The organism is Variovorax sp. Sphag1AA (genome assembly GCF_014192575.1).
In the GTDB taxonomy this organism is placed as follows: domain Bacteria; phylum Pseudomonadota; class Gammaproteobacteria; order Burkholderiales; family Burkholderiaceae_C; genus Variovorax.
On the sequence record NZ_JACHYC010000005.1, the window covers coordinates 195,536 to 208,712 of the forward strand.

Sequence of the window (13,177 nt, forward strand, 5' to 3'; positions counted from 1 at the left end):
GCATGCGGCCGGACGCGGCTGCCGTGTTCGGTCTTTCGCAGTGACGGCCGCGCGAGCCCCCGCGCGGCGTTCGCGTCCGTCCTTAGAACTCCACCGGGATCTCGGGGCTCTCGCCCTTCTGGATCTCGTAGACGAGGCTGGGGGATCCGTTCTCCCAGACCAGCAGCATCGAGCGCTTGGGGCTGAAGCCCTGATGGCGGCAATAGGCGGGCATCGCAGCCATGTCGCCGGCTTTCATGATCACGCGGGCCATGGGCTTGCCGGTGTTCTTGTCGCCGCAGTCCCAGTGAATCTCGTCCGTCATCTGGAAGAACCACTCGACGCGGTCGTTGCCGTGGATGATCGGCAGGATGTGCTCCTCGGTGGTCGGGCACATGTAGCTGTACTTCACGACGGAGGTGAAGCTCGGGTTCCAGGTGACCTGCGACCGGCTCAGGAAGCCGAAGAGATTGAAGGCATGCACTTCGTTCTCGAAGCCCGGCTCGGGATGCAGTTCAGGCTGGGCCTGCGGCACATCGGCAAAGGCACGGTTGATCGGCGCACCGCGCTCGTCGCTGCGCAGGTCGAGGTCGCCCTTGAGGCCGACGCAGCGCGTGGCCAGCTCGCGGGCGCGGGTGATCTTCGCGGTGTTGTTGCCGTTCTTGCGGCCGTACGGTGTGCCGGTTTCCTGCGGCGCGGCAAACGGATCGAAGGTCTGGTTGGTCCAGTCGTCGAGCATCGCCTCGAAGGTCGATCGGATCTGCGCGGTCGGGAAGTTCTCCAGCAGGTCGATGCCGGCTTCCTTCATCGTGCCGTTGTAGCTGCCGGCGTAGAGGTCCACCGACTGGTAGTGGTTGACAGTGCCGACCACGTCGTCGAAGTTGACCCAGCCGTAGAAGAAGCCCCAGGCCACGTCGCGCATCAATGCGCGCAGGTAGTTGCCGACGTCCATCGTGTGGCTCATCGGCCGGCCGTCGCGGGTCTTCCAGGTGATGTGCGCGAAGTATTCGTCACGGTGGAAGCCGAAGCTGCCGAGCGTGAAATCCTTGTAGCCGAGCGTGGCGTCCGGCTTGGACGCGATGACCTTGGCGAGTTCAGCGGGTGCGTTCATGGTGAAACTCCTCGATGCGATGGTTCAGTGCGTCTGGCAGATGTCGGCCCACTTCTCTACCGAGAGGTCGCCCTTGCAGGTTTGGAGGACCACTACGCCCGGATCGCCCGCTACACGGAACTGGTAGGCGGTGTTCTTCGGAAGCAGGCCCTGGTGGCCGCGCGAGAGCTTCATCCAGCCCATCTTCTGGCCCTTGGGCTCGCCCTTCACGAGCACGGCGCCGTTCTTCTCGGTGTCCTGGACGGTCTGGCTCGCGTCGAGCTTCACCAGGTGCACCTCGACGTCGCCGTCCATCACCAGTGCGAACTCGTCGTGTGCGCTGGTGAACCAGGGCGACGTGCCTTCGGCGCGCAGCGCTTCCAGCACGTAGATCTGGTTCTGGCCGAACACCACCTTTTCGTAGGGTTTGCTCTTGCTCGCGATGTCGAAGCAGTTCGAGAACGCGTAGTGACGGACGTCATCGGCGATGGGCTCGACGTGGCCCTTTTCGTAGCTCTTGAGCGAGCCGAAGCGGGTCTGATAGGCAGCGGTCATGTTTGTCTCCTCGGGTGCCAACGGTGCAGCGATCTCGCTGCGGTGATGGAACTTTAGGAAACGGAACCCGCCTTCGGTAGGGACCAAATGCGGGCCGCATTGTTCGGCGAATCCGATCAATCGGCAGGGTTTACCCGGGCATCTCGCCTCGTACAGCGGGCGCTCTACCCCGGTTTCAGGGTCGGCCGGAGAGAACGATGGCCGCCAGCGAAACCGAGACCAGCATCCCGCACACCGAGCCGATGAACCACTTCACCGTGACCTTGTAGGTGGCCTCGTCGTCGTCCTCGACGAGCAGCGCGCGGTAGAGCGTGTAGATCTCGGCGGCGATCGGAATCAGGAGTGCGATGAGCGCAATGACCGAGCGCACGGTCCAGTCGCCGGGTGCTTCGAAGGCCCAGTAACGCACGAAGGAGAGGGAGAAGCCGATGATCACCGTGACCGCGGTAATGATCCCTTCGCGGTAGCCGGGCGGCAGCGGCCGCCTTGCAGCAGGCGCGGAGGCGGGTTCCGGTGCGGGCGGTGGCGTGGCTGCGTCGCTCATGGCTGCAATCTAGTCCGCAATCAGCGTTTCGGGAATCAGCCCGCGATCGATCATCGCCGCGTCCCAGGGTGGCACGCGCGTGAAAGCCGCCGTCAGGTGCTCGATGAAGAGGCGCAGCTTGAACGCGTTGCGCGAGGTCCCCGCATAGACCGCATTGAGCGAGAACGACGACAGCTGATGCTCGGCCAGCACCACCTGCAGGTCGCCGCGCAGGATCGCGTCGCCGGCCACCAGCGTGGGCAGGCAGACGATGCCTGCGTGCTCCATGGCGTATTCGCGCAGCAGATGCACGCTGTTGGTCAGCAATGCCGCGCTCATGTAGAGCGTGATCTGCTCGCCCCCGTGGTGGAAGGTCCAGCGGTCGCGCGTCGGATAGCCCGAATAGAGCCCGAGCGTGTGCTTGTGCAGATCGCGCGGGCTTTCCGGCACGCCATGCGCGCGGAGGTACTCCGGCGTGGCGCAGAACACGCGGCGCACCGGGAAGAGCGGGCGCGACACGAGTTCTGTCGAAGCGGCCGGGAAGATCTGGAGCGCGCAATCGACGCCGGCCTTGACCGGGTCGACCACCGCATCGCTCACGATCAGCTCGAGGTGGATGTCCGGAAAGCTGACCTGGAATGCGCGCAGCAGCGTCGCGAAATGGCCGAGCACGAAGCCGGTCAACGCATGGATGCGCAGCGTGCCCGTCGGACCGGCACGGGCGTCGCGCATCTGGTCCATGATGTCGTTCGCTCGCCCGACCAGCTCGGTGCAATCGCGCAGGAAGGCCTGCCCCACGTCGCTGAGCCGCACCACGCGCGTGCTTCGGTGAAAGAGCGGCGCACCGACGTGGTCTTCGAGCTGCTTCACGCGAGTGGTGACTACCGACTTCGCCACGCGCATCTGCCGCGCCGCTTCCGCAAAGCTCTGGGTCTGCGCGACGCGAACGAAGGTCTCGATGTTTTCCAGGCGATCCATGGGCTGGCAATGTAGCCGTGCGACGCGCGATGTGGGGTGAGGGTCGGTGCTAATCTCCGTCCATGTTCAATCCCACCCAGGAAGAAGTCCGTCGCTTCTTCTGCGAAGTCTTCGCCAAGAGCCGAAGCGGCCAGCCGATGGAGGCGCTCGAGATCATCGCTTCCCGCTGGATCGACGAGCACCCCGAATACCACGCCGACCTCGAAGATGCCGATGCGGCGGTTGCGCGCATCTATGACGGCAAGGACGGGCGCGAGAACCCGTTCCTGCATCTGTCGATGCACCTGTCGATCAGCGAACAATGCTCCATCGACCAACCCCGCGGCATCCGGCAGGCGGTCGAGCTGCTGGCCAAGCGGCGCGATTCGCTGATGGATGCGCATCACGAGGCGATGGAATGCCTCGGCCAGATGATGTGGGAGAGCCAGCGCGCCGGCCGTCCACCCGACGGCGACGGCTACGTGGCCTGCGTCCAGCGCCGGGCGACAAGAGACTAACTACCCCCATGAACAACAAAGCCCGCTCGAAGCGGGCTTTGTTTTGAGTACCTGCCTAAGCGGGGACTACTTGGATTCGTGGAAACGCGATTCCGGCACCGTCTTCAGGTCACCCGGCAGCGAGCTGATGTAGCTCGTGAGTTCCTTGATTTCCGCATTGGTGAACTTCTTCGCCTGGCTGCCCATGACGGGGTGCGAGCGGCCGACCTGCAGGCGGTTCTGGACCTTGTACGACTTCAGCGCGACATAGAGATAGTCGGCGTGCTGACCGGCAAGCTTCGGCACCGAGCCGTCGTTCGGCGTGTTGAAGTTGGCGCCGTGGCACTTGGTGCAGGAGTTGTCCTTGTCGCGCGCGATCAGGTCGGCAACACGCGGGCTCGGTGCGGCGGCGGTGGCCGGCGGCGGGGCGTCGCCTTCCTTGAGGCCCAACTGGCTGTAGTAGGCGGCCAGATCGGCCATGTCCTGCTCGGTCAGGGTGTCCGCGATGGCGTGCATCGTGGGGTGCTTGCGCTCACCGCCCTTGTACTGGGTGAGTGCCGAGATGATGTAGGAAGCGCTCTGGCCCGCGATCATCGGGACCTTGTGGATTTCAGGAAAGCTGGCCTGGTACCCGATGATGCCGTGGCATCCCATGCACATGGCGACCTTCTTGGCGCCTGCCTCCGCGTTGCCGGTGATCTTCTGTGCCTGGGCGGAGACCGTCACGCAAGCGACAGTGAAGGCAAACATCGTGGTCAACAACTTCTTCATTTTGCGCGCACAATCTCGTGGAGTTTTAGGGCAAATCAACGTTTGATTATATGGGTCGCCCTTTTAGGAACCCATGCAGGAGTCTCCCTGAGAGACTCGTCTCGCGAATCGATGTTGTGTTCCCCCAACCAACCATCCCGCTCGAAGCCATCCATGAAATTCAAGGGTTCTGACAACTACGTCGCCACACAGGATCTGATGCTCGCGGTCAACGCGGCCATCACGCTGAAACGACCACTGCTCGTCAAGGGCGAGCCGGGCACCGGCAAGACGATGCTCGCCGAAGAAGTGGCGCAGTCGCTCAACCTGCCGCTCCTGCAGTGGCACATCAAGTCCACCACGAAGGCCCAGCAGGGTCTCTATGAATATGACGCGGTGAGCCGCCTGCGTGATTCGCAGCTCGGCGACGAGCGCGTGAAGGACATCCACAACTACATCGTCAAGGGCGTGCTGTGGCAGGCGTTCACGGCGGACGAACCGGTGGCGCTGCTGATCGACGAAATCGACAAGGCCGACATCGAATTCCCGAACGACCTGTTGCGCGAACTCGATCGCATGGAGTTCTACTGCTATGAGACGCGCGAGCTCGTTCGTGCCAAGCACCGGCCGGTCGTCTTCATCACCTCCAACAATGAGAAAGAACTGCCGGACGCATTCCTGCGCCGCTGCTTCTTCCACTACATCAAGTTCCCGGATGCGGAAACGATGAAGAGCATCGTCGCGGTGCACTTCCCGGACCTCAAGCAGGAACTGCTGACGGCGGCGATGAAGACGTTCTACGACGTGCGCAATCTCCCCGGCCTGAAGAAGAAGCCTTCCACGTCCGAACTGCTCGACTGGCTCAAGCTGCTGGTCGCGGAAGACATCCCGCTCGAAGCGCTGCAAAGCAAGGACGACAAGGTCGCGGTGCCACCGCTCGTAGGTGCGTTGCTCAAGAACGAACAGGACGTGACGCTCTTCGAGAAGCTCGTCTTCATGCAACGCCACAACCGCTGAGGCGTCGCGATGGCGTTTGTCGAACCCGTCACGCTCAAGGCGCGCGGCATTGCGCTGGTGCCGCTCACGCTCAGTCATGAAGAAGGCCTGCGCGCAGCGGCGGCCGATGGCGAGTTGTGGAAGATCCGCGTGACCTCGGTGCCCGAGCCGCACGAGACGCGCATGTACATCGAGAACGCGCTGAAGATGCGCGACGATGGCAACCGCTTCGCCTTCGCGGTGACCGACGAAGCCACTGGCACTGTGCTCGGCAGCACGAGCTACCACGACATCCTGCCCGCCGTGAAGCGCGTCGAGATCGGCTACACCTGGTATGCCAAGCGCTGCCAGCGCACGCACATCAACACCACCTGCAAGCTGCTGATGCTCACGCACGCCTTCGATGCGTTGGGCTGCCATGTAGTGGGCTGGCGCACCGACAACTTCAACCACGCGTCGCAGCGCGCCATCGAACGCCTCGGCGCGAAGAAGGACGGCGTGATCCGCGGCCACGCGCTGCGCCGCGACGGCACGATCCGCGACACCGTGATGTACAGCCTGCGCTCGGGCGAATGGCCCGAGGTGCGCGCGCAACTGAATTACCTGCTGGACAAGCCCCGGCCTCCTGCACAGGAGTGATTCGCCATGCTGATCGACTTCTTCTACACGCTGCGCTCGGCCAAGCTGCCGGTGTCGGTCAAGGAATACCTGACCCTGCTCGAAGCGCTGCAGGCCGATGTCGTCGGTCCCAATTCCGATGACGCCTTTGGCCTCGACGACTTCTACTACCTCTCGCGCACCGCACTGGTAAAGGACGAGAAGCACTACGACAAGTTCGACCGTGCTTTCGCCGCCTACTTCAAGGGCGTGGAGATGCTGGCCGACTTCACCAAGGAAGTGCCGCTCGACTGGCTGCGCAAGACGCTGGAACGCGAGTTCACCGCCGAGGAAAAGGCCAAGATCGAGAAGATGGGCTGGGACGAGCTCATGGAGACGCTCAAGAAGCGCTTCGAGGAGCAGAAAGAGCGCCACGAAGGCGGCAGCAAGTGGATCGGCACCGGCGGCACTTCGCCCTTCGGCCACGGCGGCTACAACCCGCAGGGCGTGCGCATTGGTGGTGCTGGCAAGAACCGCAGCGCAGTCAAGGTCTGGGAACAGCGCGCCTACAAGGACTACGACGACAGCCAGGAACTCGGCACGCGCAACATCAAGATGGCCTTGCGCAAGCTGCGCAAGTTCGCGCGCGAAGGCCACGAGGACGAACTGGATCTCGACGAGACCATCAGCAAGACCGCCGCCAACGCGGGGTACCTCGACATCAAGATGCGGCCCGAGCGCCACAACAATGTGAAGGTGCTGCTGCTGATGGACGTCGGCGGCACGATGGACGAGCACATCCAGCGCGTCGAAGAGCTGTTCTCGGCCGTCAAGACCGAGTTCAAGCACCTCGAGTTCTATTACTTCCACAACTGCGTCTACGACTTCATGTGGAAGAACAACCGCCGGCGCTACTCCGAGAAGTTCCCGACCTGGGACATCATCCGGAAGTACAACAAGGACTACAAATTGGTCTTCGTCGGCGACGCGACGATGAGCCCTTACGAGATCCTTCAGCCCGGCGGCAGCGTCGAATACAACAACGAGGAAGCCGGTGCGGAATGGATCCAGCGCCTGACGCACGCCTTCCCGAAGTTCGCGTGGATCAACCCCGAGCCGCAGGGCGTCTGGCAATACCGCCAGAGCATTGCGGTGATCCAGCAACTGATGTCGAACCGCATGTTCCCGCTGACCCTGCGAGGCCTCGAGGACGCGATGCGGCTGCTTTCTAAATGAACCGCGCCTGAACTGGCGCGCCTTGCTGTCAGAATCGGCGGGGTGCGTCGGGTTGTTCCATCTCTCACGCCGGCTTGGATGCCGGCGTTGTTGTTTGCAGCCATCCTTCTTTTGCAGGGATGCAGCCTGCTGTCGCAAAAAGAACCCGAGCAACGCGATGCCGCCGACAGCCCGGTGGCGAGCGAATCGAGCACTTCGAGTCGCGAAGCATTCACCGTCGACGTCGAGGCGCCCGGTCCGGTGCAAGACTTCCTCACGCGCAACCTGGAGATCCAGCGCTACCGCAAGCTCAACGACCTCGGGCCGGTCGAGCTTTCGCGGCTGATGGTTGCGGCCGAAGCCAACGCGCGCGAGCTGCTCAACACCATGGGCTACTTCACGCCCACGCTCACGCTCGAGTTGCGCGAAACGCCCGACGGCAAGGCGTCCCGCGAAGTCAGGATCACGGTCGTGCCGGGCGAGATCACGCATGTGAGCGACGTGCAGATCGACTTCACCGGCCCCATCGCGCAGACGACCGAATCGGAAGCTAGGCGCGACGCGATCCGGACCGACTGGCCGCTGCGGGTAGGGCAGCCCTTCAGCCAGCAGGGCTGGGACAACGCCAAGTCGACCACGCTGCGCAGTCTTACCGCCAGGCGCTACCCCACGGGCACCATCGTCACGAGCCGTGCCGAAGTCGATGCCGACAAGAGCGAGGCCCGCCTGAGCGCGACCTACGATTCCGGCCCCGCCTATCGCTTCGGCCCGCTGGTGGTGCGCGGCTACCAGCGCTACGACCCGGATGCGATGCGCCGCATCGCGCGCGTTCCAACGGGGTCCGACTACGACCAGCAGCAACTGCTCGATGCCCAGCAGCGGCTCGCGAGCAGCGGCTATTTCAATTCGGTCTTCCTCACGCTCGACACCACGCACGATGACCCGCTCAACGCGCCTGTCATTGCGCAGGTGCAGGAGGCACCCCTGCAGAAGGTGGTCGCCGGCGTGGGCTACACCACCGACAGCGGACCACGGCTGTCGCTCGACCACATCCACAACCAGATGCCGCTGCTGGGGTGGCGGGCAGTGTCCAGGCTCTATCTCGATCGCGACACGCAATCGCTCGGCACGGAATGGAGCGCCGTCCCGCGCGACAGCGGCTGGCGCACCTTCACGGCGGCACAACTCAAGAGTGAGGTCTCGGGCGACTACAAGGTCGACAGCGGCCGGCTGCGCGGCGGCGAGAGCAAGGCCAGCGACCACATCGACCGAAGCCTCTTCGTGCAGTACGACTACGCGACGAACCACGGCATCAATCCGCCGCCGTCGGCCTCGGCGTTGAGCCTCAACTGGAACTGGACCGGCCGCTATTTCGACAACGCGAACGCGCCGACCCGCGGCCAGGGCATCGCGCTGGAATTGGCCGCGGGCTACACGCTGACTGGGGAACGCCTGCCCTTCACGCGCACCTACGCGCGCTGGGTGGGCTTCATTCCGGCAGGCACCGTGTACAGCGACGACGGCACGCAATCGCGCGGCGCGCGCATTCAGCTCCGATCGGAAATCGGCGCACTCATCGCCAAGGACGCCGCGCAGATCCCCAGCACACTCGCCTTCCTGACCGGCGGCGACACCACGGTGCGTGGGTACAGCTTCCGCTCCATCGGCACAGTGCGGCCGGGCGGCACCGTCATCGCCGGCCGCTATCTGGGCGTGGCGAGCATTGAGTGGCAGCGGCCCTTCGTCTACAACGGCAAGATCACCGACTGGGAAAGCACCGTATTCGTCGACGCCGGCTCGGTCGCGGACAAGGTCGGCGATCTCGAAGCCAAGGTCGGCGTCGGTGTCGGTGCACGCTGGCGCAGCCCGATCGGACCCGTCCAGATCGACCTCGCGTACGGGGTCGACGTGAAGGCGTTCCGGCTTCATTTCCGTTTCGGCTTCACCTTCTGACCATGGCAGACGAGACCCCCGAAACCACGCCCGCACCGCAGAAGCGCTCGCGCCTGCGCCGCGTGTTGCGCGGGCTCGGGTGGTTCGTGGGTGCCCTAGTCACGCTGGTCATCGCACTCCTCGCCGGCGCATGGTGGTGGCTGGGAACGGACGAATCCCTCGCCTTTGCGCTGTCGCGCACCGCGCGCTACCTGCCAGCGGACCAGACGCTCGAAAGCCGGGATGTCTCGGGCTCGCTGCGCGCCGGCGGCCGCATCGGCTGGCTGCGCTGGCAAAGCCCGACGCTCGCGGTCGAAGTGAGCGACGCGCGCATCGGCTGGCAGCTCGCGCCGCTGCTGCGGCGCCGAGTGCAACTGGGCGAAGTCCACGCGGGACAGGTCGTGATCGAGCGGCGCGGCGAGCCCGAAGAAAAGCCGGTCGAGCCGCTCGAGCAGATCGTGTTGCCGGTGCAGATCGAGCTGCCCTTCTCGATCGACGACCTGCGCTGGGTCGGCCCTCCGGCGTTGCAGGCCACCCAACTCGCCGGCAGCTACCGGTACACCAGCGAGCACCATCACGTTCTCGAGATCAACGGTGTGGACGTGGCCGAGGGCCACTACGGCGCGCACGTCGACCTGCAGGGCCCGGCGCCGATGGCGATCGATGCAAAGCTGAACGGCCGCATACGCGCTTCGATCACGAAGGAGAACCCACTCGACGTGCTGGCCAACGCCAGCGTGACCGGCACGCTGTCCGGGGCGGATGCCCGTCTCGCTGTTGCCGCGGACTTGCAGCCCGTCGACGAAAGCGCCGAAGCGCCCATGCGCGCGCAGTTGCGGGCCAACATCGCACCGTGGCAATCGCAGCCGGTCATCGACGCCAAGGCGGAACTCGAAAACGTCGACCTCGCCCGGCTATGGCCCGACGCGCCGGCCACGCTGCTCAGTGGCGACATCGAAGCCGGGCCGGACGCCGCCGCGGGCTGGAAGGTCGCCGCCGATATCCGCAACGTGATCGCCGGCCCCTGGGACGCGGGCAAGCTGCCCATCGAACAGGTCGAGGCGCAAGCCGGGTTCGACGGCACGACCTGGACCGTGCCCGAAGCCACGGTGCATCTCGGCGGCGGCAGTATCGAGGCAGCGGGAAGCTGGAGCCCCGCGCCCGAACCCTGGCAAGCACGCGCCACGGTGCGCGGTGTGCAACTCGGACAACTCCATTCCGACCTCACCGGCGCGCCGCTGGGCGGAACCCTCAAGGCCGATCAGGCAGGCGACACGATCCGCTTCGACGTTGCGCTGCGCGCCGAGGGCGGCGCCGGCGTGCAGGGCGTGCTTCTCGAACGCGCTATCGCTCAGGGCCAATGGCAGAACCAGGTGCTCGACCTGCGAACGCTGCGCATCGAGGCCCGGCACGCGACCCTCGACGGCAAGTTGCAGGTCCAGGTGGCCGAACGAGGCGGCAACGGCAATCTCAGGCTCGTGGTGCCCGGCGGCAACCTGCAGGTGCAGGGCCGCATCGCACCGGCCAGCGGCAACGGGCAGGTGCGCACGCAGATCGATGACGCCGCCGCGCTGCAGCGATGGATCGAAAGCCTGCCGGAGATGGAAAACCTCTTCGCCGGCGCGCGAATGCAGGGCAATGCACGGCTCGAAGCGGGCTGGAAAGGCGGCTGGCAGGCGGTGCAGCGACGCCTTCAGACCGCCACCGAGCCGGCTCCGCGCGGAACCACCGAACCGACCATCGACGCCACGCTGACCGTGCCCAAGCTGGAACTCACGCTTCCACCGACTGAGGGTGGCGAGGCCACCCCCATCGCTTTCGCCAACGTCCGGGCTGAACTGGCGGGCAGCCTTGCCCAATCCACGCTGGCGCTCAAGGGCGAGGCCACCACGAGCACCCGCAAGATCACGCTCGACGCGCGCGGCAGCGGCGGCATCGACCGCGCCAACCAATGGCGCGCGGCGCTGGCCACCTTCAGCGTGCAATTCAAGGACAGCACGCGGCCCGGCCCTTGGACACTCGCGTTGAATCGCGCCTTCAACGCCACGATCCGCTCGGTCAACGGCCAGACGCCGCGCCTCGACATCGAGGCATCGGGCGCCGGCGCGGAGGTGACCGGCCCCCTGCCGGGGACGCTCAAGATCGATTGGCAGCCGCTGCGGTTCAGCCAGAGCGGCTCGGGTGCGACCCGTTCGACGCGACTCCAGTCCAAGGGCCAGTTCCAGGGCCTTCCCATGGCCTGGGCCGAAGCGTTCGGAGAAACCGACACGCTCGAGCGCATCGGCTTCAGCGGCGACCTCATGTTCAGCGGCGAATGGGACATCGACGCCGCGGACACGCTGCGCGGCCATGTGCGCATCAATCGTCAGAGCGGCGACCTGCGCGTGCAGGCCGGCGAAGCGGCGCTTGTCACGCGCGTTCACAGCACCGGCACCGGAGCGCGCAGCGAGATCACCATGGACGCGGCGGGCCCGGGCGTCAGCACGCCGGCCGGATTACGGCAGGCCGAGTTGCGGCTCGATGCCGAGGGCGACACCGTGCGCGGCCTTCTGGCGTGGGAAAGCGAGCGCGCCGGCCAGATCCGCGTGGAGGCGAGCACGCGCCTCCTGCAACGACCCGGCGGCTGGCAATGGGCCCCTGACGCGCCGCTCGCGGGCCGTGTGACCGCGAAGATGCCCAACCTCGGGGTCTGGTCGATGCTGGCACCACCGGGCTGGCGCATCGCCGGCACGCTGCAGGCGGATGCCACGCTCTCGGGCAACCGGAACGACCCACGCTGGAACGGCACGCTCGGGGCCGATCAGCTCGCGCTGCGCGCGCTGGTCGATGGCCTGGACCTCCGCGATGGCCGTCTGCGCGCGACGCTGGCGGGCAACCACGTCGAGATCAGCGAGTTCACCCTCAAGGGCGGCCTCGGAAGCCAGACCCGCATCCCCGGCCAGAGCGGCAACCTCAGCACCGCCGCCAGTGAAGCCGCAAAGGACGGCGGCACATTGACGGTGCGCGGCGACATGGCCTGGGGCCCCGCGCCGGCTCCGGGCGCCGGGAGCGGCATCCGCATGTCGATGCAGGCGCAACTGCGCTCGCTGCGGACCCTGGTGCGATCGGACCGGCAACTCACGCTTTCCGGCGACGTGCAAGCGCGCCTCGAAAACGGCCAGTTCACCGTGCGCGGCGACCTGCGCACCGATCGCGCGGTCATCATCCTGCCGGACCAGACCGCGCCCAGCCTCGGCAGCGACGTTGTGATCCGGTCCGCGGTCCGCGATCGCGAGGCAAAGGAAGAGGCCGAGCGCCTCGCCGAAGCCACCGGACGCCTCGGCGCAAGGCCGCAGACGGCCAAGCCGCCCGATGTGATGGTGACCTTCGACCTCGGCCAGGACTTCGCGGTTCAAGGGCGCGGCATCACGACACGCCTGACCGGCAAGCTCAACATCCAGAGCACCGCCCTGGATGCCCCGCCGCGCGTGACCGGCGAAGTGCGCACCGTCGCCGGGCAGTACCGCGCCTACGGGCAGCAGCTCACCATCGAAACCGGCATCGCGCGGTTCAACGGGCCCATCGACAACCCGCAGCTCGACATCCTCGCCATCCGCCCGAACATCCAGCAGCGTGTGGGCGTGGCCATCAGCGGCACGGCGCAATCGCCACGTGTACGCCTGTTTTCCGAGCCCCAGCTGTCCGACCAGGAAACGCTGTCGTGGCTGGTGCTGGGACGCGCCTCCGCAACCAGCGGCAGCGAATCGGCGGTCCTCCAGCAGGCCGCATTGGCCCTGCTCGGCGGCCTTGGCAGCGGCGGCTCGGGTGGCGGACTGGCGAGCCGCTTCGGGCTCGACGAGATTGGCTTCCGCGGACCGAGCAACGGCGGCGAAGTGAAGGATTCGTCCGTCACCGTCGGCAAACGCATCGCGCGCGACTTCTACATCACCTACGAACGCAGCCTCGCGGGCACGCTCGGCACGCTGTTCGTGTTCTACGACCTCACCCGCAACCTCACGCTGCGCGCGCAAGCCGGCCAGCCCAGCGGCATCGACCTGATCTACACATTGCAGTTCGACTGAACCCGCAAGACCGAACTGGTAAAGT

The 13,177-nt window shown here is 65.8% G+C and carries 11 protein-coding genes; 6 read left to right on the forward strand and 5 right to left on the reverse strand.

Features of this window, described 5'->3' with window-relative positions:
- Window positions 1-82: 82 nt before the first annotated feature.
- From FHW64_RS20420 to FHW64_RS20435, 4 genes are all read right to left on the reverse strand, one after another.
- The gene (locus tag FHW64_RS20420; protein WP_184529587.1) at window positions 83-1,090 is read right to left on the reverse strand and encodes a hydroxyquinol 1,2-dioxygenase; all 1,008 of its coding nucleotides are present in this window, start codon (window positions 1,088-1,090) and stop codon (window positions 83-85) included.
- Window positions 1,091-1,114: 24 nt separating this feature from the next.
- Complete coding sequence (locus FHW64_RS20425) at window positions 1,115-1,624, reverse strand: hydroxyquinol 1,2-dioxygenase (RefSeq protein ID WP_184529589.1); 510 nt, start codon at window positions 1,622-1,624, stop codon at window positions 1,115-1,117.
- A 175-nt stretch (window positions 1,625-1,799) separates the two neighbouring features.
- Window positions 1,800-2,168: a hypothetical protein gene (locus tag FHW64_RS20430; protein ID WP_184529591.1), complete on the reverse strand. Its 369-nt coding sequence runs from the start codon at window positions 2,166-2,168 to the stop codon at window positions 1,800-1,802.
- A 9-nt stretch (window positions 2,169-2,177) separates the two neighbouring features.
- Window positions 2,178-3,125, reverse strand: a complete 948-nt coding sequence (locus FHW64_RS20435; protein WP_184529593.1) for a LysR family transcriptional regulator — start codon at window positions 3,123-3,125, stop codon at window positions 2,178-2,180.
- 62 nt (window positions 3,126-3,187) lie between these two features.
- Between FHW64_RS20435 and FHW64_RS20440 the strand changes: the two genes are divergently transcribed.
- On the forward strand, window positions 3,188-3,622 hold the full coding sequence (locus FHW64_RS20440; RefSeq protein ID WP_184529595.1) for a DUF1841 family protein: 435 nt from the start codon (window positions 3,188-3,190) through the stop codon (window positions 3,620-3,622).
- A gap of 66 nt (window positions 3,623-3,688) precedes the next feature.
- Here the strand turns inward: FHW64_RS20440 and FHW64_RS20445 are convergent, their stop codons facing one another.
- The gene (locus FHW64_RS20445; protein WP_184529597.1) at window positions 3,689-4,372 is read right to left on the reverse strand and encodes a cytochrome c; all 684 of its coding nucleotides are present in this window, start codon (window positions 4,370-4,372) and stop codon (window positions 3,689-3,691) included.
- A gap of 153 nt (window positions 4,373-4,525) precedes the next feature.
- Between FHW64_RS20445 and FHW64_RS20450 the strand changes: the two genes are divergently transcribed.
- From FHW64_RS20450 to FHW64_RS20470, 5 genes are all read left to right on the forward strand, one after another.
- The gene (locus FHW64_RS20450; RefSeq protein ID WP_184529599.1) at window positions 4,526-5,368 is read left to right on the forward strand and encodes a MoxR family ATPase; all 843 of its coding nucleotides are present in this window, start codon (window positions 4,526-4,528) and stop codon (window positions 5,366-5,368) included.
- Between the two features lie 9 nt (window positions 5,369-5,377).
- A complete protein-coding gene (locus FHW64_RS20455) occupies window positions 5,378-5,986 on the forward strand; it encodes a GNAT family N-acetyltransferase (protein ID WP_184529601.1) in 609 nt (202 codons plus the stop codon).
- A 6-nt stretch (window positions 5,987-5,992) separates the two neighbouring features.
- Window positions 5,993-7,180 carry a VWA domain-containing protein gene (locus FHW64_RS20460; RefSeq protein ID WP_184529603.1) on the forward strand — a complete coding sequence of 396 codons (1,188 nt, stop codon included), beginning with the start codon at window positions 5,993-5,995 and terminating at the stop codon, window positions 7,178-7,180.
- 78 nt (window positions 7,181-7,258) lie between these two features.
- The gene (locus tag FHW64_RS20465) at window positions 7,259-9,112 is read left to right on the forward strand and encodes an autotransporter assembly complex family protein (protein WP_184529604.1); all 1,854 of its coding nucleotides are present in this window, start codon (window positions 7,259-7,261) and stop codon (window positions 9,110-9,112) included.
- 2 nt (window positions 9,113-9,114) lie between these two features.
- Window positions 9,115-13,152: a translocation/assembly module TamB domain-containing protein gene (locus FHW64_RS20470; RefSeq protein ID WP_184529606.1), complete on the forward strand. Its 4,038-nt coding sequence runs from the start codon at window positions 9,115-9,117 to the stop codon at window positions 13,150-13,152.
- Window positions 13,153-13,177: the final 25 nt, after the last annotated feature.

Excerpts from the sequence above, each read along its gene's own strand:
- FHW64_RS20420 (WP_184529587.1), bottom strand. The coding sequence starts at position 1,090 with ATGAACGCACCCGCTGAACTCGCCAAGGTCATCGCGTCCAAGCCGGAC.
- FHW64_RS20425 (WP_184529589.1), bottom strand. The coding sequence starts at position 1,624 with ATGACCGCTGCCTATCAGACCCGCTTCGGCTCGCTCAAGAGCTACGAA.
- FHW64_RS20430 (WP_184529591.1), bottom strand. The coding sequence starts at position 2,168 with ATGAGCGACGCAGCCACGCCACCGCCCGCACCGGAACCCGCCTCCGCG.
- FHW64_RS20435 (WP_184529593.1), bottom strand. The coding sequence starts at position 3,125 with ATGGATCGCCTGGAAAACATCGAGACCTTCGTTCGCGTCGCGCAGACC.
- FHW64_RS20440 (WP_184529595.1), top strand. The coding sequence starts at position 3,188 with ATGTTCAATCCCACCCAGGAAGAAGTCCGTCGCTTCTTCTGCGAAGTC.
- FHW64_RS20445 (WP_184529597.1), bottom strand. The coding sequence starts at position 4,372 with ATGAAGAAGTTGTTGACCACGATGTTTGCCTTCACTGTCGCTTGCGTG.
- FHW64_RS20450 (WP_184529599.1), top strand. The coding sequence starts at position 4,526 with ATGAAATTCAAGGGTTCTGACAACTACGTCGCCACACAGGATCTGATG.
- FHW64_RS20455 (WP_184529601.1), top strand. The coding sequence starts at position 5,378 with ATGGCGTTTGTCGAACCCGTCACGCTCAAGGCGCGCGGCATTGCGCTG.
- FHW64_RS20460 (WP_184529603.1), top strand. The coding sequence starts at position 5,993 with ATGCTGATCGACTTCTTCTACACGCTGCGCTCGGCCAAGCTGCCGGTG.
- FHW64_RS20465 (WP_184529604.1), top strand. The coding sequence starts at position 7,259 with ATGCCGGCGTTGTTGTTTGCAGCCATCCTTCTTTTGCAGGGATGCAGC.
- FHW64_RS20470 (WP_184529606.1), top strand. The coding sequence starts at position 9,115 with ATGGCAGACGAGACCCCCGAAACCACGCCCGCACCGCAGAAGCGCTCG.